The following is a 19,142-nucleotide window of genomic DNA, read 5'->3' on the forward strand; positions in this document are numbered from 1 at the left end:
ATCTGGTGGGAGGCCGTGGTCCGGCACTCCGGCTGTGCCGGGCGATAGGCCAGCTGCGTTTACACAAATCTTAAATATTTGTTCATCAATTTAACGCAACAATATAACATCCGTATTTTCTAATACGCCCTGCCACGGATGTTCCCCATGCCCCCTGCCCTCTCTGCCGCGCCGGATCGCGGCCAGCGCCTGCTCGCCATCGACGCCCTGCGCGGCCTGGTGATGCTGTTCATGCTGCTTGACCACGTGCGCGAAACCTTCTTTCTGCACGTGCAGGTCAGCGACCCGATGGATGCCCACAGCGTCGCCCCCGAACTGTTCTTCACCCGCGTGTCGAGCATGGTCTGCGCGCCGGTGTTCGTATTCCTCACGGGCCTGTCGGCCTGGCTCTACGGCCAGCGCCACAGCCGCCGCGACACCTGCGCATTCCTGCTCAAGCGCGGGGTGTTTTTGGTGCTGCTGGAGCTGACCCTGGTGAATTTCGCCTGGAACGCCACCTTTGTGCCGGCCACCTTGTGGCTGCAGGTGATCTGGGCGATCGGCCTGTGCATGATCATCCTCGCCGGCCTGCTCTACCTGCCGCGCCCGGCGCTGCTGGCGCTGGCGGTTGTGATCATCGCCGGGCACAACCTGCTCGACGCGGTGGTGGTGCCGGCGCAATCGCCTTGGCAGCCACTGTGGGCGGTGCTGCACCAGCGCGCGTACATCCCCCTGGGTGAACTCACCCGCGCCCGCACCACCTACCCGATTTTGCCGTGGATCGGCGTGATCGCCCTGGGCTATGCCGCCGGGCCCTGGTTCAGCCTGGCCCGCGCGCCACGCCTGCGCCGGCTGTGCGGCTGGGGCCTGGCGCTGCTGGCCGGCTTTGTGGCGCTGCGCTACCTGAACGCCTACGGCGACAAGCCCTGGGCCAGCCTGGAAACGCCCGTGCGCACGCTGATGAGCTTCCTGGCACTGACCAAGTACCCACCGTCGCTGTTGTTCCTGATGCCCACCCTCGGCGTGGGCCTGCTGTTGCTCGCCGCCGGCGAACGCCTGGGCGATGGCCGGGCGCTGCGCGTGCTGGGCCTGTACGGCGGCGCGCCGATGTTCTTCTACCTGCTGCACCTGCTGCTGCTCAAGGCCTGCTACCTGCTGGCGGTGCAAGCCTTTGGCCTGAACCAGGGGCGCTACTACGGCTTCGACCACCTCTGGGCCATCTGGCTGTGGGCGGTGGCCCTGGCCGCCCTGCTGTACTGGCCCACCCGTGCCTTCGCCCGGCTCAAGCAGCGCCGGCGCGATGTTGCCTGGCTCAAGTATTTCTAAGGGGTTGGCCATGGCAAAACCACTACCTGCCCTGCTGCTGGCCGGGCTCCCGCTGGCGGCGGCGAACGCCTACGGTGAAACCGAAGGGTTTCTCGAGGGTAGCCGCTGGGACCTGCTCAACCGCGTGGTCGAAGACCGCCGCGACTACCGCCACGGCAGCCGCAACAGCGCCGCGCGCAACGCCTACAAGCCACGCGCGGCGCGCAGCGACCGCGCCGAGGAGGCTGCCTACGGGCTGATGGCGACCTTTACCTCGGGCTTTACCCCGGGCCCGCTGGGCCTGGGGCTGGACGCCCACCTGTACAGCGGCCTGATGCTCGACAGCGGCGGCGGCCGCGCCGGCAAGGCGCGGCTGTTGGCGGTGGACAACAGCGGCCAGCCGCAACCCGAGTACAGCCGCGCCGGCGCCGCGGCCAAGCTGCGCCTGGGCGGCACCGAGGTGCGCTACGGCGAGCAGCGGGTGAAAACCCCGGTGTTCAGTTCATCAGACAGCCGCCTGCTGCCGGAAACCGCCACCGGCTGGTGGCTGAGCAACACCAGCGTGCCCGGCCTGGCGCTCAATGCCGGGCACTTCAGCGCCAGCACCGACCGCAACGCCAGCGGCCATAACGGCGCCTTTGTGGTGAACTACGCCAGCGCCCGCCAAGGCAGCGCCTACAACCTGCTGGGCGGGCGCTGGGTGGCCAGCCCGGCCTTGACCCTGAGCCTGTACAGCGGCGAGTACACCGACACCTGGCGCCAGCACTATGCCGGGGCGCTGTACAGCCTGCCGCTGTCGGCCACCCAGGCGTTGGCCTTCGACGCTAACCTGTACCGCACACAGAGCACCGGCCAGGCTCGCGCCGGGCGCATCGACAACACCGCCGGCAGCCTGCTGGGCAGCTACAGCCAAGGCAGCCACAAGCTCACGCTGGGGTACCAGAAGGTGCGCGGCGATACCCCGTTCGACTACGTCACCCGTGGGGCGATCTGGCTGGGCAACGCGGTGGCGCTTTCTGACTTCAACGGCCCCGGTGAGGCCTCCTGGCAGTTGCGCTACGACCTCGCCATGGCCGCATACGGTGTGCCGGGGCTGAGCCTGAGCGCCGCCTACGTGCGCGGGCGCGGCATCGACGGCCGAGGCGCCGACCCCACCGGTGGCTATGCCTACCTGGGTTACGGCGAGGGCGGCCGGCATTGGGAGCGAGACCTCGAGGCCCGCTATGTGGTGCAACGCGGCCCGGCCAAGGGCCTGACCCTGGCCGCCCGTTACGCGATGCACCGAGGTAACAGCGCCCAGGCCGAGCTGGATGCGGACCAGCTACGGTTGGCGTTGGAATACCCGCTCAAGGGGGCCTGGTAGGGCGGTTCAGGTAATCGCGCCAATCTGCCACGGCACGAACTCGTTCTGCCCATAGCCATGCTGCTCGCTCTTGCTGCGCTCGCCCGAGGCGATGCGCAGCATCATCGCGAAAATGTACGCCCCGCGCTCTTCGATGGTGGTGCTGCCGTCGGCGATGCCGCCGCAGTTCACGTCCATGTCGTCTTCCTGGTGCTCGAACAAGCGCTGGTTGGTCGCCAGCTTGATCGACGGCGACGGCGCGCAGCCATAGGCCGAGCCGCGGCCGGTGGTGAAGGCGATCAGGTTGGCGCCGCCGGCGACCTGCCCGGTGGCCGATACCGGGTCATAGCCGGGGGTGTCCATGAACACCAGGCCGCGGGCGCTGACCGGCTCTGCGTATTTGTACACATCGACCAGGTTGGTCGAACCGGCCTTGGCCACCGCGCCGAGGGATTTTTCCAGGATGGTGGTCAAGCCGCCGGCCTTGTTGCCCGCCGAGGGGTTGTTGTTCAGCTCGGCGCCCATGCGCTGGCAGTATTCTTCCCACCAGTGAATCCGCTCGATCAGCTTCTCGCCCACCTCGCGGCTGACCGCGCGGCGCGTGAGCAGGTGTTCGGCGCCGTACACCTCGGGGGTTTCCGAGAGGATCGCGGCGCCGCCCGCGGCCACCAGGCGGTCGACCGCGTTGCCCAAGGCCGGGTTGGCGGTGATGCCCGAGTAGCCGTCCGAGCCCCCGCACTGCAGGCCCACCACCAAATGCCGCGCGCTGACCGGCTCGCGCCGCACCTGGTTGGCCTCGGCGAGCAGGGACTTCACCTGGGCGATGCCGCTGGCGATGGTCTTGGTGGTGCCGCCGGTGCCCTGGATGGTAAAGGTGCGCAGCTGGTGGCTGGCCTTCAGGCCCTGGGTGGCGAGCAGGTCTTCGATCTGGTTGGTTTCACAGCCCAGGCCGATCATCAGCACCGAGTGGAAGTTGGCGTGTACCGCGTAGCCGCCCAGGGTGCGCTGCAGCATCGCCAGCGCTTCGCCCTTGGCATCGACCGCGCAGCCGGCGCCGTGGGTCAGCGCGACCACGCCGTCGACGTTGGGGTACGGTGCCAACGCCTCGGGGTGGATGTCGCGCCGGAAGTGGTCGGCGATCGCCCGCGCCACGGTGGCCGAGCAGTTCACCGAGGTGAGGATGCCAATGTAGTTGCGGGTGGCCACGCGGCCGTCGGCGCGCACGATGCCCTGGAAGCTCGCCTCGGTGGCCGGCGTGTCGCGGCGGTCAACGCCAAAGGCGTAATCGCGGGAAAAATCCCCCATCTCCACGTTGTGTACATGCACGTGCTCGCCGGCGGCGATCGGCTGGGAGGCAAAGCCGATGATCTGCCCATAGCGGCGCAGCGGTTCGCCCTGGGCGATGGCGTGGGTGGCAACCTTGTGCCCAGCCGGGATCGGCTGGGTGACGGTCACCCCTTCGCCATCGAGGTGCATCCCGGCGCTCAGCGGCTGGCGCGCGATGAGCACGTCGTCCAGCGGGTTCAGGCGGATGAAGGCGCTGGCAATGCTCTGCTCAGCCACGGTCTTGGTAATCAGTTCCATCACGGGTACCTCTTTTATTCTTGTGAAGGCTCAGGCCAGGGCCCGCTCCCGGTAGTCGATCAAGCTGGAAAACAGCATCAGGCCCATGGCCATGACCACGAAGAAGATCAGCGCCAAAAAGTACGAGCCGGTGAACTGCACGATCAGGCCGATGAGGATCGGCACCACCACCCCGGCCATGTTGCCCCAGAAATTCATCGCCCCGCCCAGCACGCCGGACCGCGAGCGGCCACCGAGGATCGCCGGCAGGCACCAGTACATGCCGCACCAGCGGATGAAAAACAGCGCCACGCACAGCAGCGCCACCACCCAGGCCGCGCTGGCAGTGTAGGCCACCGCCAGGATGCAGGCCGCCGCGACCAGCGCCGAGCCGCTGAACAGCGTGCGCATCACCCGGTTCGGCGCGCCGCCGGCGGCCTTCCATTTGTCGGCGAGGGTGCCGCCGACCAGTTCGCCAATGAAGCCGCACATGAAGATCAGGAAGGTCGCGCCGCCCATGGCCTTGATGTCCAGCCCGTGGGCCTGGTGCAGGTAGCTGGGCATCCAGGTCATCAGGCCGTAGAACACACTGTTGTAGCAGGCGTAGCCGGCGAACATCGCCAGCACCGAACGGTTGGCGACCAGCTCGCGAAAGCTCGGCTTGGGCCCCTGGGCGGCGTTCACCGCCGGGTTGCCGGCCTGGATGTGCGCCAGCTCGGCGGCGTTCACCCCGGCATGCTGGTGCGGGTGGTTGCGGATGTACCACCAGGCGCAGATGCCCGCGACGATGGTGCCCACCCCGGCGATCACAAAGGCGATGCGCCAGGAGCCGAACCAGCCGATCAGCGCGGTGGTGATGATCGCCCCCAGCGCGGTGCCCAGCGGTGCGCCGCCGTCGACCAGGGTGGCGCCACGGCCGCGCTCGTTGGCGGTCAGCCAGTTGCCATTGAGCTTGGCCCCGGCCGGCATGATCGGCGACTCGGTCACGCCCAGGCCGATGCGGGTGAACAATAACGTGACCCAACCGGTAGCCAGCGCCCCCACCGCCTGGAACGCGCCCCAGCCGATGGTCGCCACGCCGACGATGCCGCGGGCATTGAAGCGGTCGAGCATCAGCCCGGCGGGGATCTGCATCAGCGCGTAAGACCAGAAAAACGCACTGAGCATCAACCCTTCGAGGGCCGGGGTCATCTGGAACTCGGCGCTGATCAGCGGCATCGCCACCGACAACGAGGCGCGGTCGATGTAGTTGATCGACGCCAACACCAACAGGATGATAAAGATCCGCCAGCGCACACGGCTGGCCTGCAGGGTGGTGGCGTGGGCCACCGGTTGCGCCAGGGGCGCCTGTGCCTGTACGGCCTTCATGCTGTGGTCCTCGTTTTTTATGGTTGTTATTCGTTGGCTCGCCCGGCCCTTACAACGCCCGCACCTTACCCACCCCCATGCGCGGGCTGGTGACCCGAATGCCATTGGCCAGCGGCGCGCCAAATTCATCCAGGGCGATCTCGAAGCGGTCCCCCGGCTGGGGCTTGATGCCCTCTGCGAATGAGAGCGTGGCGGTGCCGAAAAAGTGCACGTGCACATCCCCCGGGCGCAGGAACTGGTCGTACTTGAAGTGGTGGAATTCGAGGTTGTCGAAGCTGTGGCACATGTTCGCCGTGCCGCTGGCGAAGGCTTTTTCCCAGAGCAGTTGGCCGCCGCGGTAAATACGGCTGTAGCCGTTGAGGTCGGCCGGCAGCTCGCCCACGCGCAGCTCTGGGCCATAGCTGCAAGCGCGCAGCTTGGAGTGGGCCAAGTACAGGTAGCTGCGTTTCTCCATTACATGGTCGGAGAACTCATTGCCCAGCGCATAGCCCAGGCGGTAAGGCTGGCCGTCGTCGGCAATCACGTAGAGGCCGGCCAACTCGGGCTCCTCGCCGCCATCTTCGGCGAACTCCGGCATCGGTAGGTCGGCCCCCGGGGCGACCACGATGGCGCCGTCACCCTTGTAGAACCACTCCGGCTGCGCGCCTACCTGGCCGGCGGCCGGTTTGCCGCCCTCCACGCCCCACTTGAACATCCGCGCGGTGTCGGTGAGGGCGCTTTCGTCAGCCTGGGCAGCCTTGGCCTTGTGCATGGCGTCACGGGTGGAGGCGCTGCCCAGGTGGGTCAGGCCGGTGCCGGTGACCAGGCAGTGGGCCGGGTCTGGGTGGTCCAGCGGCGGCAGCACCCGGCCGCTGGCGAGCAATTCGGCGTAGTCAGGCCCGGGTTCGCTGCCCAGCGCGGCCACCTGCTCGGCCAGGCTGCGCCCGGCGCGGATCGCCTCGAGGGCGAGCTCGCGGGTACTGCTGGCATGGTTGACCACCCGCAGGGTGCCGCCGTCTACGTGGGCCACCTGGCGCTGGCCGGTGGCACTGTGGAACTGGATCAGTCTCATGGCGCGGCTCTCTTGTCGTTATTGGCTTATGACTTTACAAAGCCCCCGCCGGCCTGCCTAATGACAACCCCTGATGCCGTGATAACCAATGGTCATCACCCGTGACGATTCCCTCCCTCAGCACCCTCGCCTCACGCCTGCGCATGCGCCAGTTGCGCCTGCTGATCGCGCTGGATGACCACGGCTCGCTGCACAAGGCCGCCGAGCAGGTGGCGATCACCCAGCCCGGCGCCACCAAGGCGCTGAACGAAATCGAAGCGACCCTCGGCGTGCAGTTGTTCGAGCGCTCCGCCAAGGGCCTGGCCGCCAATGACCTGGGCCGCTGCGTGATCCGCTACGCGCGGTTGATCCACACCGACCTGGCCCATTTGCGTGAAGAGATGCTCGGCATCCTTCAGGGCGAAGGCGGCCGCCTGGCGGTGGGCTGCATCATGGGCGGGGTGCCGATGCTGCTGGGCGCCCTCGCCCGCCTGCGCGCGCGCCAGCCGGCGCTGGCGGTGGAAATCATCGAAGACACCAGCGCGCGCCTGCTGCCGCTGGTGGACCAAGGCCGGCTCGACCTGGCCATTTGCCGCAGCAGCGTCAGCCCGCGGCCAGACGACTACAGCGTGCAGTCGCTGCACCAGGAACAACTACGGGTGGTCGCCCACCCCAGCCACCCACTGGCCGCCAGCCGGCGCCTGCAACTGGCCGACCTGCACCACGCCACCTGGGTGGTGTACCCGGCGAACATGCCGATGCGCCTGCTGCTGGAACGGGAATTCCGTGAAGCCGGGCTGGAATTCCCGCGCTACCCGATCGAAACCGCGTCAACCTTCTCGACCCTCATGCTGCTTGAGCAAGACCCTACCCTGGTCGCGCTGATGCCCAGTGACGTGGCCGAATATGCCGTGCGCAAGGGCCTGCTGTGCTACCTGCCACTGCCGCTGCGCTCGGCCACCGAGCCCTACGCCGCGCTGACCCGCCGCGGCGCGCAGTTGAGCGCGCCGGCGGCGATGTTGCTCGAAGCGCTGAACGGCTGAGCGCCCGCGCTACACCCGCACTACCTGCCCGCTGCGCGCTGCCTCGGCGATGGCCTCGGTGATCAGCAAATTGCGCAGGCCGTCGCGTACGCTCACCAAGGGTTCGGCCTCGCCACGGATCACCGCGCAGAAGTGCGCCAGTTGCTCGCGCAACGGGTCAACCTCCTCCAAGGCCACCTGCTCACGGCTGAACGGCGTGAACCACGAGCGCTGTTCAGCCCCTGGGTAGGTTTTCAGGCGCAGGCTGGGCACCGCCAGCGAGCCATGGGTGCCGGCCACCAGGTAGCAGTCTTCATCGCGGTCGCGGGCGTAGTCGGGGTTCTCGCCGCTGGTTTGCTCCCAACTGCGCGCGGTGGCGGCGGTGTCAGACAACACAAAGCTGCCCAGGGTGCCGTTTTCGAAGGTGAAGGTCATCGCCACGCTGTCTTCCACGGCAAAGCCACGCACCGCGTTCGAGGCTTGCGCCTGCACACTGGCGATCTCGCCGCAGAGCGCGCGCAGGTTGCCCACCTCGTGGATCATGTTGAGCAGGATCGGCCCACCGCCGGGCTGGGTGCGCCAGGGCCCGGCGGCAAAGTAGTCCGCCGGTTTATAGAACTGCGCGCTGCCCATCACCGTGACCAGCCGGCCCAGCGCGCCGCTGGCGATCACCGCGCAGGCCTGGCGCATGATCGCGCTGTGGGCGCGGTGGTGGCCCACCAGCAGGCGCGCGCCGGCCCGTTCAGCGGCGGCGAGCAAGCGCTGGCCTTCCTCAACGCTGTGCGCCACGGGTTTTTCGATCAGCGCCGGCAGGCCGCGCTCGATACAGGCCAGCGCGCCGCTCACATGCAAGGCGTTGGGGGTGGCGAGGATCACCCCGTCAACCAGCCCCTGGGGCAGCGCCTCGAGGTTGGCGAACCAGCGGCAGCCGAGGCTGCTGGCCAAGGCCTGGGCAGCGGGCGTGGGGTCGATGATGGCGGCCAGGGTGCAGCCGGGGCTGGCCTGGATGTGTTCGATGTGGCGCCGGCCAATCAGGCCCGCGCCGGCGACGGCGAGGTGTACGGGGTTCATGCGGCTTCTCTCTTGTTTTTAGTCGGCCGTTAGGCTGCAAGAGAGGCTAGCGAAAAAACCCTGCGGCGGTGGCTAGCGCCCTGGAATGCGGGCGGTCACCGCACACAACTGTGGCTCAATGGCCTTTGCCGCAGCCTTTACCATCGCCAAGCGGTGGCACGCGCAGCGGGTACTTGATCAGCGTCCAGGCCAGGCACGCGACCCACAGCACCTGCACGCCGTAGCCGAAGCGCTGGTACAGGCCGAAGTTCTGCTCCATCTGCGCGGCGGCGGCCATCCACGGCACGCTGGCGGCGGCGGCCACGGTGAGGATCAACGAAATAAAGCCAAAGCCGCGCAATGGCAAACGGAACGCCAGCCAGGCCCAGATGCCGCTGGCCAGCAGCAGGCTGAGCAGCATCACCGCGCCCGCCAGGTTGTGCAGTTGCTGCGCTTGGCTAGGCACATCGGGCTTGCACAGCGCGTCGCAGGGGAAGGCCCCCGCCATCAGGCTGGCCACGCCGTGCAGGCCGATCAACAGCGCCGATAAGCGCCCCAAACGCGGCAGCCCCGGGGTGAAATACACCGCAATGGCGAACACCACGAACATCAGCCCGAGCGGGTAATTGTTCAACAGTGGCGACAGCACCTGGGTGGGTGCGCCCACCGCGCCGAGCGCGCTCATGGCCTGGGCCATGTGGCTGTAACCGGGGTAGAAGCTGGCGGTGATCGCCACCCCCAGCAACAGCCAGAGGGGAATCACGAAGCCCAGCAGGTAGGCGGGGGTGCGGCCATGAAAATGCATTGCGGCGGATCCAGCATGAAAATGGAAGCCGACCTTACAGCAGGGGGCTGGCGCTGTAAAACCACGCGGTGGCGTTACACTGGTGGCCCTCTTTCAAGGAGCACCGCAGCGGCCATGCCCAGCCCCATTGTTTGCCGCCTGCCGGCGCCGCACAAACCCTTGCTCGACAAGTTCTACAAGGCCCAGCGCATGCCCATGAAGGCACAGCCCTCGGCGGCCTGGTGGGTGGTGCGCGCGCCCGAGGTGGTGGCGGCGATGAACCTGCAGCCGCTGGCCGAAGGCGGGCACTGGCTGACCGGCTTGCTGGTGGCCAGCGAGCACCGCGGCCAGGGTTTGGCACGGCGCTTGCTGGAACACGGCTGCGCCGGCGCGGGGCCGGTGTGGCTGTTTTGCCAGCCGGGCCTGGAGGGGTTTTATCAGCGCTTGGGCTTTGCGCAGGTGGGCGAAGCGCTGCCGGCAGGGTTGCGCGAGCGCTTGCAGCGGTATCGGCGCGGTAAGGCGTTGCTGGCGATGGGGGGTGAGTTTGGGTAGGCCTTTGCGCAGGAGCTTCAGGGCCTATCGCCCGGCACAGCCGGAGTGCCGGACCACGGCCTCCCACCAGATTTATGTGGTCCTTGATTTCCTAGGCAATACAGAACCCGTGGGAGGCCGGCTGTGCCGGGCGATAGGCCCTGACGCTCATGCACAAAATCAGCAGAGCTCACAGATTGATCCGCTCCATGAAGCCCTGAAATTGCTTAAGCGAACAGTATTGCGGCACAGCCGGCCCACCAGATGAGGTGAACTGGAGCTATAGGAAAGGCATGGGGGTTGCTTTGCTCTTGCTCTTGCTCTTGCTCTTGCTCTTGCTCTTGCTCTTGCTCTTGCTCTTGCTCTTGCTCTTGCTCTTGCTTTTGGTGCGCGATCGTCCAGGCGCCGCCGAACGCGCGATTCGGGAGGCCGAGTGGAGGTGTCGCGGAAGGGGTCGAGGCGCAGGGATGCGCCGAGAGCGGCGATTGGCCAGGGATGGCCCTTCGCCGCGGGCCCCTGGAGCGGCGCCGGAGCGAGGGAACCCCCGCCGTAGGCGGGGGCCGGACGATTGAGCGCAATGCCTTTTGGTTACTTTTGGGCGAAACCAAAAGTAACCCGCCGTAAGGGCGGAAAGGTGAAGTGATGTCGCCGCAGGAAACGGATCAGCTCACTTGTTCAAAACCATAGAATCTCCCACCAGATTTACGTGGTCCTTGATTTCCTAGGCAATACAGAACCCGTGGGAGGCCGTGGTCCGGCACTCCGGATGTGCCGGGCGATAGGCCCTGACGCTCATGCACAAATCAGCAGAGCTCACAGATTGATCCCCTCCCTGTAGCCCTGAAATTGCCTAAGCGAACAGGCAAAGAAAAAGCCCGTATCTTTCGATACGGGCTTTTCAGAGATGGTGCACTCGACAGGATTCGAACCTGTGACCGCCCGGTTCGTAGCCGGGTACTCTATCCAGCTGAGCTACGAGTGCACGTTGGTGTTTTTAGCCAGACCACCGCTGGTGTATCTGAAGCCACCTAAAACTAGGCTAGCTGACTTCTGATGTGGTGCACTCGACAGGATTCGAACCTGTGACCGCCCGGTTCGTAGCCGGGTACTCTATCCAGCTGAGCTACGAGTGCATATTTGGAGCCGCGCATTCTATTTGATTTCAGCTTTATGTCAACCATTTTTCTAAGCAATTTCAACTACTTAGCGCAACGGTTGTTGTTGCTTCAATCAGCGCGTAGAGAACTCTACGCGGTACAGAATAATGGCGGAGAAGGGGGGATTCGAACCCCCGACACCCTTTTGAGGTGTACTCCCTTAGCAGGGGAGCGCCTTCGGCCACTCGGCCACCTCTCCGCAACACGGGGCGTATATTAACCAGCCTTTTCCCCGTTTGCAACCTAAAAAACGATAAAAATTAAAGGCTTGGTTCTTCGTCTTTCTCTTTACGGATGCGCTGGTAAATTTCCTCGCGGTGAACCGAGACTTCCTTGGGCGCATTGACCCCAATCCGCACCTGGTTGCCCTTCACACCCAGCACGGTGATAGTGATTTCACCGTCGCCAATCACCAGGCTTTCCGCACAGCGGCGGGTCAGAATCAGCATTACAACTCTCCTTACGTACTACTGTCGGAACGACACGTCTGCAATAAAGGGCCTCGCGGCCCGCACGGGTGGGCCTGCGCCCGCCGCCGAAACACAAAAAAAAGCGCGGCCGCTGGGCCGCGCTGTTGCCGCTGCCGGAGTTATTCGCCCTGGCAGTTACCGGCGTCGAGGTCGAAGGCGGTGTGCAGGGCGCGCACGGCCAGCTCCAGGTACTTCTCTTCGATCACCACACTGACCTTGATCTCGGAGGTGGAGATCATCTGGATGTTGATGCTCTCCTTGGCCAGCGCTTCGAACATGCGGCTGGCAACGCCGGCATGCGAACGCATGCCCACGCCGACGATCGAGACCTTGGCGATCTTGGTGTCGCCGATCACTTCACGGGCGCCGATTTCACGGGCAGTGGCTTCGAGCACCTGCTGCGCCTTGACGTACTCGTTGCGGTGCACGGTGAAGGTGAAGTCGGTGGTGTTATCGTGCGAAACGTTCTGCACGATCATGTCGACTTCGATGTTCGCCGCGCTGATCGGGCCGAGGATCTTGAACGCCACGCCAGGAGTGTCAGGCACGCCACGGATCGTCAGCTTGGCCTCGTCGCGGTTGAAGGCGATGCCGGAAATGATCGGCTGTTCCATGGTTTCCTCTTCATCGATGGTGATCAGGGTCCCGGGACCCTCTTGGAAGCTGTGCAACACGCGCAGCGGGACGTTGTACTTGCCAGCGAATTCCACGGCGCGAATCTGCAGCACCTTGGAGCCGAGGCTGGCCATCTCGAGCATTTCTTCGAAGGTGATCTTTTCCAGGCGGCGGGCCTGGGCAACCACCCGCGGGTCGGTGGTGTACACACCATCGACGTCGGTGTAGATCTGGCACTCGTCGGCCTTGAGCGCGGCGGCCAGCGCCACGCCGGTGGTGTCAGAGCCACCACGGCCGAGGGTGGTGATGTTGCCGTGTTCGTCTACACCCTGGAAGCCGGCGACCACCACCACACGGCCTTCTTTCAGGTCGGTGCGGATACGCTGGTCGTCGATCTGCACGATACGGGCTTTGGTGTGGGCGTCATCGGTGAGGATGCGCACCTGGTTGCCGGTGTAAGACACCGCCGGCACGCCACGCTCGATCAGCGCCATGGCCAGCAGGCCGATGGTCACCTGCTCGCCGGTCGAGACGATCACGTCGAGTTCGCGCGGGGTCGGCTGGTCGCTGATCGCTTTGGCCAGCGCGATCAGGCGGTTGGTTTCGCCGCTCATGGCCGAAACCACCACCACGATGTCATGGCCTTCGGCGCGGAATTTCTTGACCTTCTCGGCCACCTGCTGAATGCGCTCGACGGTGCCGACGGAGGTGCCACCAAATTTTTGTACGATCAAAGCCATTTCATTGCCGCCTCAAGCCCGTGAAGGGCGCCCATTTAACTACCAAATGCTACAAAGCCAAAGCCCGGCGTTGTGCCGCCGGGCCTGGCCAGGGTGGGTTACAGCCCTTGTTCGACGAACGGCACGGCCAACGCCAGCGCCGCGTCCAGCGCGCCGGCGTCGACGCCACCGCCCTGGGCCATGTCCGGGCGGCCACCGCCCTTGCCGCCCACGGCCGCGGCCGCTTGTTTCATCAGGTCGCCTGCCTTGACCTTGGCCGACAAGTCCTTGGTCACGCCGGCCACCAGCACGACTTTATCTTCGTGCACGCCGCCGAGCAGGATCACGCCCTGGCCGAGCTTGTTCTTCAGTTGGTCGACCAGCGCCAGCAGGCCCTTGCCGTCCACGCCGTCGAGGCGGGTAGCCAGTACCTTGACGCCCTTGACCTCCAGCGCCTGGCCAGACAAATCGTCGCCGGCGGCGCTGGCGGCCTTGGCCTGCAACTGCTCGAGTTGCTTCTCGAGCAGGCGGTTGCGCTCGAGCAGGGCCGAGAGTTTGTCGACCACGCTGTCGCGGCTGCCCTTGAGCAGGCTGGCGGCTTCCTTGAGTTGCTCTTCGGCGCTGTTCACCCAGGCCAGCGCGGCCGCGCCGGTGACCGCTTCGATGCGGCGCACGCCCGAGGCCACGCCGCCTTCGCTGACAATCTTGAACAGCGCGATGTCGCCGGTGCGCTTGGCGTGGATACCGCCGCACAGCTCGACCGACCAACCGTCGCCCATGGTCAGCACGCGCACGCGCTCGCCGTATTTCTCGCCGAACAGCGCCATGGCGCCCTTGGCCTTAGCGCTTTCGATGTCCATTTCCTCGATGCCCACCTGGGTGTTACGGCGGATTTCGCGGTTGACGATCTCTTCGAGCACTTTGATCTGCTCGGGCTTGATCGCTTCGAAGTGGCTGAAGTCAAAGCGCAGGCGCTGGCTGTCGACCAGCGAGCCCTTTTGCTGCACGTGCTCGCCGAGCACTTCGCGCAGGGCGGCGTGCAGCAAGTGGGTGGCCGAGTGGTTCAGCGAGGTGGCCTGCTGCAGGTCGCCTTCAACCTGGGCCTGCACCGCTTCACCGACCTTCAGCCCACCCAGGGCAACCACACCGTGGTGCAGGAAGGCACCGGCGGTTTTGGTGGTATCGCTGACCTGGAAGCGGCTGTTCGGGCCCTGCAGGTAACCACGGTCACCGACCTGGCCACCAGACTCGGCGTAGAACGGCGTCTGGTCGAGGATCACCACGCCCTCCTCGCCTTCGGCCAGCGCGTCGACTGCTTGGCCGGCCTTGTACAGGGCCAGTACTTTGCCTTCGCCGCTGTGGCTGGTGTAGCCGAGGAATTGCGTGTCTTGCTCGACCTTGACCAGGCTGTTGTAGTCCATGCCGAAGCTGCTGGCCGAACGGGCGCGCTCGCGCTGGGCGTTCATTTCACGCTCGAAGCCGGCCTCGTCGAGGGTCAGCTCGCGCTCACGGGCGATGTCGCCGGTAAGGTCCATCGGGAAGCCGTAGGTGTCGTACAGCTTGAAGATCACCTCGCCCGGGACCACGCTGCCGTTGAGTTCGGCGAGGTCTTGCTCGAGGATTTTCAGCCCCTGCTCCAGGGTTTTGGCGAACTGTTCTTCTTCACCTTTGAGCACGCGCTCGATGTGCGCCTGCTGGGTTTTCAGTTCCGGGAAGGCTTCGCCCATCTCGGCCACCAGCGCGGCGACGATCTGGTGGAAGAAACTGCCCTTGGCGCCCAGCTTGTTACCGTGGCGGCAAGCGCGGCGGATGATCCGCCGCAGCACGTAGCCACGGCCTTCGTTGGACGGCAGCACGCCGTCGGCGATCAGGAAGCCGCACGAACGAATGTGGTCGGCCACCACCTTGAGCGACGGCTGGGCGGCGTTCTCGCAGCCAATCGCCTGGGCGGCGGCGGCCAGCAGGTTCTGGAACAGGTCGATCTCGTAGTTCGAGTGCACGTGCTGCAGCACCGCGCTGACCCGCTCCAGGCCCATGCCGGTGTCTACCGACGGCGCTGGCAATGGGTGCAGCACGCCATCGGCGGTGCGGTTGAACTGCATGAACACGTTGTTCCAGATCTCGATGTAGCGGTCGCCGTCTTCTTCTGGCGAGCCGGGTGGGCCACCCCAGATGTCGGCGCCGTGGTCGTAGAAGATCTCGGTGCAGGGGCCGCACGGGCCGGTGTCGCCCATGGTCCAGAAGTTGTCGGAGGCGTACGGCGCGCCCTTGTTGTCACCGATGCGCACCATGCGCTCGGCCGGCACGCCGATCTCTTGGGTCCAGATGTCGTAGGCTTCGTCGTCGGTGGCGTACACCGTGACCCAGAGTTTTTCCTTGGGCAGGTTCAGCCAGTGTTCGCCGGTGAGGAAGGTCCAGGCGAAGGTGATCGCGTCACGCTTGAAGTAATCACCGAAGCTGAAGTTGCCCAGCATTTCGAAGAAGGTGTGGTGGCGCGCCGTGTAGCCGACGTTTTCCAGGTCGTTGTGCTTGCCGCCGGCACGCACGCACTTCTGGCTGCTCACCGCGCGGGTGTAGGCGCGTTTTTCCTGGCCGAGGAAGCAGTCCTTGAACTGGTTCATCCCGGCGTTGGTGAACAGCAGGGTGGGGTCGTTATTGGGGATCAGCGAGCTGGAGGCGACACGGGTGTGGCCTTGCTCTTCGAAGAAGCGGAGGAAGGCTTCACGGATTTCTGCGCTTTTCATAGGTTCTTCCACAAAGATCAGGCCGCAGGTGCGGGCACAACGCCGGGCAAATTAACGGCAAAGGGCCGCATTATATCTAGGGTTGTCAATTTATGGGTAATTCGAACGTGGCCAATTTATCGATAAACCACGTTCTACCTCCCCGTGTGCCATCAGCCGCGCGGCACGCCTTGGGCAAACTGGCCGAACACCTGCAGCACATGCTCGATATGCGCGGCATTAACGTCCAGGTGGGTGACCATCCGCAGCCGCGCCGCGGCGCTCAGGCGCACCCCACGCTCGGCGGCAAACGCGCGCAGGGCCTCAGCCCGCTCGCCCACCTGCACATAGACCATGTTGGTCTGCACCGGCTCGACTTCATAGCCTAGCTCAACCAGCCCGCTGGCCAGGCGCTGGGCGTTGTCGTGGTCCAGGGCGAGGCGCTCCACCTGATGCTCCAGCGCGTACAGCCCGGCCGCGGCGAGGATGCCCGCCTGGCGCATGCCGCCACCGACCATCTTGCGCAGCCGTGTGGCCTTGGCGATAAACCCCTGGGCGCCCAGCAGCACCGACCCCACCGGCGCGCCCAGGCCCTTGGACAGGCACACCGAGACCGAGTCGAAGTGCTGGGTCACCTGCCGCGCGTCTACCCCCAGGCGCACCGCCGCGTTGAATAAACGCGCGCCGTCCAGGTGCAGCGCTAGGCCGTGGGCCTGGGTGAACTGCCGGGCCTGGGCGAGGTAAGCCAAGGGCAACACCTTGCCCTGCATGGTGTTTTCCAGGGCCAGCAGGCGGGTGCGGGCGAAGTGGAAGTCATCGGGCTTGATCGCCGCTTCGACCTCGGTCAGGGCGAGGCTGCCGTCGGCCTGCACCGGCAACGGTTGCGGCTGGATCGACCCCAGCACCGCGGCGCCGCCACCTTCGTATTTGTAGGTGTGGGCCTGCTGGCCAACGATGTATTCATCGCCGCGCTCGCAGTGGGCCATCAGCCCGAGCAGGTTGCTCATGGTGCCGCTGGGCACGAACAGCCCGGCCTCGAAGCCCAGGTGCTCGGCCAACTGCGCCTGCAGGCGGTTCACCGTCGGGTCTTCGCCGTACACGTCATCGCCGGTCGGGGCACGGCCCATGGCCGCGAGCATGCCGGTGGACGGTTGGGTAACGGTGTCGCTGCGCAGATCGATAACACTCATGGGGCCCCCAATAGGCACGGGTCAGGTGAACAGTTGACCATTACTGCGGGCAATGCGCGGAAAATCAACCCACCGCGGGGCGTGCACAGGCTTTGAAAAGTGTGGTAATAATTGCCCGCCGCCGCGGTGTTGACCGCACGGCACACGTTCTCAGGGCGGGGTGCGATTCCCCACCGGCGGTAATGGCGCGCCATGTGCCTAGCCCGCGAGCGCTCGTTTACGAGGTCAGCAGACCCGGTGTGATCCCGGGGCCGACGGTTAAAGTCCGGATGAAGAGAGAACGGGATTCACGCCCAAGGGCCGCCTGCGCGTACCCTTAGATCCCATTCGATCCGATTGCCCTGTTTGTCTTATAAACAGGAGATCCATCAATGCAACCCACCTCGATCGACAGCAAGCACGAGCGCATCGCGTTTATCCAGGCCTGCTGGCACAAAGATATTGTTGACCAGGCCCGCAAAGGCTTTCTCGACACCATTACCCAACTGGGCTACAGCGAGCAAGACGTCGACTTCTTCGAAGTGGGCGGCGCGTTCGAGATCCCGCTGCACGCCAAGCTGCTGGCCAAAACCGGCCGTTACGGCGGCGTGATCGGCGCCGCGCTGGTGGTCGACGGCGGTATCTACCGCCATGACTTCGTGGCCCAGAGCGTGGTGGGCGCGCTGATGCAGGTGCAACTGGACACCGAAGTGCCGGTGTTCTCGGTGGTACTCACCCCGCACCACTTCCACGACGGCAAGGAACACCACGACTACTTCTTCCGCCACTTCGAGCACAAGGGCCAGGAAGCGGCCCGCACCTGTGCCGACACCCTGGCCAAGGTGCGCGGGTTGCGCCGGGCGCAGGTGCAGCAGAAGGTCGCGGTTTAAGTTCGAGGGCCTATCGCCCGGCACAGCCGGAGTGCCGGACCACGGCCTCCCACAGGTTGTGTATTGCTGCGTAAATCAATGGCTTACACAAATCTGGTGGGAGGCCGGCTGTGCCGGGCGATAGGCCATAAAGCCGGGCGCTAGGCGGGCACCACCACCCACCCAGCGCCCCCCGCCGCCTGCGCAAACACGATGCGTGCGTGGTCTTGCTCCACCAACCAGCGCGTATGGCTGCCGTCTACCGCCAGCAAGGTGCCGCGCGCCAGCTCGGTGAAGTTGGCCAGCCCTTCCGCCAGCCGCAGGCGGAAATCCTCGGTGCGCGGGGTGATGTCCTGGCTGGCGCGGAACGCTTTCAGCGCCCCGGCGCCGGCTTCATCGATCGCCACCTCCCCGGTTTCGATGACCCGCGCCACATCCCGCAGCAGCCGCTGCACGCTGGCCTCACGGCTGAATTCCAGGCTGTAGGCCATGGCCCCCAGGCGCTCGCCGGTGTACCCGGTGAAACTGCAACCTGGCTGGCCCTGTACCAGCACCGCGGCCATCCCCAGGTAGGCCAGGTGCTGCCGTTCAGGCTCGGCAAGCCCGGCCGGCGCGGCACAGAGCGCGAACGGCTCGAGCAGCGAGCCGCGCCCGGAGCTGTACAGGTCGTAATGCAGCCCTACCCGCTCAGCCGAGGCCGAAAAGAAACTCGCCGCCAGCCGCTCCAGCTCACAGGCGCGCATCGCTTCCTCGCCGCTGCTCAGCTCGTGGCGGCCGTTGAACAGGCTGTTGAGGCTTTGCTGGCGGTAGCGCACCCCAGCGCGAATCGCCGCCGGGTTGCCGAACAGGAACAACAGCCGTGCCCGCGGCAGCAAGGTGCCGCGGGCGATGGCGTGGACCAGCTCATCGAGCGCTTCGATCGGCGCGACGTCGTTGCCATGCACGCCCGCCGAGAGCAGCACATCCAGGCCGCTGTCGTGCTGCGGCGCCGGGGTCACCTCCAGCGCGCCGCAGGCCAGCCAACGCACGCGCGTGCCGCCTGGGGTCATCTGGGTTTTTTGCGCAGGCTCACGGTCGGCCAGGGTCAGTTCGAGCAGTTTGCCGAGCGATAGCATCAGGCCAATCCTTCTGCCAGGGAGCTGGGATCAGTGGTGGTGGCCGCAGTCAGGCCCGTGCACGTGGCCGTCTTCGTCATCGGCGGGCAGCGCGTCGGCCGCTTCCATCTCCAACTGCAGGCTGACCAGGTTGGTGGCCATCGGCCGCAGCACCAGGTTGGCGTACTCGGTGTCGCCCTCCTCGACGTCTACGCCGATCAGCAATTGGCCCGAGCCGTCTTGCTGGATCCACAGTTCCTTGCCCTGCCACACCACCGCCAGGCGCGTGCAGGAAGTTTCCAGTTGGGTGCCGTCATCGTCTTCGAGGATCAGGCGCAGCGCATCGGACATG

The 19,142-nt window shown here is 65.7% G+C and carries 16 protein-coding genes, 3 tRNA genes and 1 riboswitch; of the genes, 5 read left to right on the forward strand and 14 right to left on the reverse strand.

Annotation, left to right across the window (positions count from 1 at the left end):
• Positions 1-147: 147 nt before the first annotated feature.
• Both ACFZCE_RS11055 and ACFZCE_RS11060 read left to right on the forward strand, forming a co-directional pair.
• A complete protein-coding gene (locus ACFZCE_RS11055; protein WP_390938835.1) occupies positions 148-1,305 on the forward strand; it encodes a heparan-alpha-glucosaminide N-acetyltransferase domain-containing protein in 1,158 nt (385 codons plus the stop codon).
• Positions 1,306-1,315: 10 nt separating this feature from the next.
• Positions 1,316-2,647, forward strand: coding sequence for an OprD family outer membrane porin (locus ACFZCE_RS11060; RefSeq protein WP_390938837.1), 1,332 nt, complete (start codon positions 1,316-1,318; stop codon positions 2,645-2,647).
• Positions 2,648-2,653: 6 nt separating this feature from the next.
• Here the strand turns inward: ACFZCE_RS11060 and ACFZCE_RS11065 are convergent, their stop codons facing one another.
• The 3 genes from ACFZCE_RS11065 to araD1 are packed head-to-tail and all read right to left on the reverse strand — an operon-like array spanning position 2,654 to position 6,608.
• Complete coding sequence (locus ACFZCE_RS11065) at positions 2,654-4,210, reverse strand: UxaA family hydrolase (protein WP_390938839.1); 1,557 nt, start codon at positions 4,208-4,210, stop codon at positions 2,654-2,656.
• Between the two features lie 30 nt (positions 4,211-4,240).
• Positions 4,241-5,557, reverse strand: a complete 1,317-nt coding sequence (locus tag ACFZCE_RS11070) for an MFS transporter (RefSeq protein ID WP_390938841.1) — start codon at positions 5,555-5,557, stop codon at positions 4,241-4,243.
• A gap of 49 nt (positions 5,558-5,606) precedes the next feature.
• The gene (gene araD1 / locus ACFZCE_RS11075; RefSeq protein WP_390938843.1) at positions 5,607-6,608 is read right to left on the reverse strand and encodes an AraD1 family protein; all 1,002 of its coding nucleotides are present in this window, start codon (positions 6,606-6,608) and stop codon (positions 5,607-5,609) included.
• Between the two features lie 143 nt (positions 6,609-6,751).
• Between araD1 and ACFZCE_RS11080 the strand changes: the two genes are divergently transcribed.
• A complete protein-coding gene (locus ACFZCE_RS11080; RefSeq protein ID WP_390939319.1) occupies positions 6,752-7,630 on the forward strand; it encodes a LysR substrate-binding domain-containing protein in 879 nt (292 codons plus the stop codon).
• Positions 7,631-7,639: 9 nt separating this feature from the next.
• Here ACFZCE_RS11080 and ACFZCE_RS11085 read toward each other — a convergent pair whose 3' ends face one another.
• Both ACFZCE_RS11085 and ACFZCE_RS11090 read right to left on the reverse strand, forming a co-directional pair.
• Positions 7,640-8,680, reverse strand: a complete 1,041-nt coding sequence (locus tag ACFZCE_RS11085; protein WP_390938845.1) for a Gfo/Idh/MocA family oxidoreductase — start codon at positions 8,678-8,680, stop codon at positions 7,640-7,642.
• Positions 8,681-8,795: 115 nt separating this feature from the next.
• Positions 8,796-9,464 (reverse strand): DUF998 domain-containing protein, encoded by a 669-nt coding sequence (locus ACFZCE_RS11090; RefSeq protein ID WP_390938847.1) that lies wholly within the window; start codon positions 9,462-9,464, stop codon positions 8,796-8,798.
• A gap of 114 nt (positions 9,465-9,578) precedes the next feature.
• Here ACFZCE_RS11090 and ACFZCE_RS11095 point away from each other — a divergent pair, with 114 nt between their 5' ends.
• Positions 9,579-9,995 (forward strand): GNAT family N-acetyltransferase, encoded by a 417-nt coding sequence (locus tag ACFZCE_RS11095; protein ID WP_390938849.1) that lies wholly within the window; start codon positions 9,579-9,581, stop codon positions 9,993-9,995.
• A gap of 884 nt (positions 9,996-10,879) precedes the next feature.
• On the opposite strand, the gene ACFZCE_RS11100 is transcribed toward ACFZCE_RS11095, so the two are convergent.
• The 7 genes from ACFZCE_RS11100 to ltaE all read right to left on the reverse strand — a co-directional run bounded on the left by ACFZCE_RS11100 (position 10,880) and on the right by ltaE (position 16,848).
• Positions 10,880-10,956 (reverse strand) — tRNA-Arg (locus ACFZCE_RS11100).
• A gap of 74 nt (positions 10,957-11,030) precedes the next feature.
• Positions 11,031-11,107: transfer RNA gene (locus ACFZCE_RS11105), tRNA-Arg, on the reverse strand.
• 132 nt (positions 11,108-11,239) lie between these two features.
• Positions 11,240-11,330: transfer RNA gene (locus ACFZCE_RS11110), tRNA-Ser, on the reverse strand.
• 61 nt (positions 11,331-11,391) lie between these two features.
• Positions 11,392-11,580 carry a carbon storage regulator CsrA gene (gene csrA / locus ACFZCE_RS11115; protein ID WP_390938851.1) on the reverse strand — a complete coding sequence of 63 codons (189 nt, stop codon included), beginning with the start codon at positions 11,578-11,580 and terminating at the stop codon, positions 11,392-11,394.
• Between the two features lie 140 nt (positions 11,581-11,720).
• Entirely contained in the window at positions 11,721-12,956 is a 1,236-nt protein-coding gene (locus tag ACFZCE_RS11120; protein ID WP_390938853.1) for an aspartate kinase, read from the reverse strand.
• 98 nt (positions 12,957-13,054) lie between these two features.
• A complete protein-coding gene (alaS, locus tag ACFZCE_RS11125) occupies positions 13,055-15,679 on the reverse strand; it encodes an alanine--tRNA ligase (RefSeq protein WP_390938855.1) in 2,625 nt (874 codons plus the stop codon).
• Between the two features lie 152 nt (positions 15,680-15,831).
• On the reverse strand, positions 15,832-16,848 hold the full coding sequence (ltaE, locus tag ACFZCE_RS11130; RefSeq protein WP_390938857.1) for a low-specificity L-threonine aldolase: 1,017 nt from the start codon (positions 16,846-16,848) through the stop codon (positions 15,832-15,834).
• A 142-nt stretch (positions 16,849-16,990) separates the two neighbouring features.
• A riboswitch (FMN riboswitch) is annotated at positions 16,991-17,134 on the forward strand.
• Between the two features lie 85 nt (positions 17,135-17,219).
• Here ltaE and ACFZCE_RS11135 point away from each other — a divergent pair.
• Complete coding sequence (locus ACFZCE_RS11135; RefSeq protein ID WP_390938859.1) at positions 17,220-17,717, forward strand: 6,7-dimethyl-8-ribityllumazine synthase; 498 nt, start codon at positions 17,220-17,222, stop codon at positions 17,715-17,717.
• 140 nt (positions 17,718-17,857) lie between these two features.
• On the opposite strand, the gene ACFZCE_RS11140 is transcribed toward ACFZCE_RS11135, so the two are convergent.
• Both ACFZCE_RS11140 and ACFZCE_RS11145 read right to left on the reverse strand, forming a co-directional pair.
• On the reverse strand, positions 17,858-18,811 hold the full coding sequence (locus ACFZCE_RS11140) for a succinylglutamate desuccinylase (RefSeq protein ID WP_390938861.1): 954 nt from the start codon (positions 18,809-18,811) through the stop codon (positions 17,858-17,860).
• A gap of 30 nt (positions 18,812-18,841) precedes the next feature.
• Positions 18,842-19,141, reverse strand: coding sequence for a topoisomerase II (locus ACFZCE_RS11145; RefSeq protein ID WP_390938863.1), 300 nt, complete (start codon positions 19,139-19,141; stop codon positions 18,842-18,844).
• Position 19,142: the final 1 nt, after the last annotated feature.

The sequence above is a fragment of the Pseudomonas sp. NPDC007930 genome (assembly GCF_042958985.1).
Taxonomy (GTDB): domain Bacteria; phylum Pseudomonadota; class Gammaproteobacteria; order Pseudomonadales; family Pseudomonadaceae; genus Aquipseudomonas.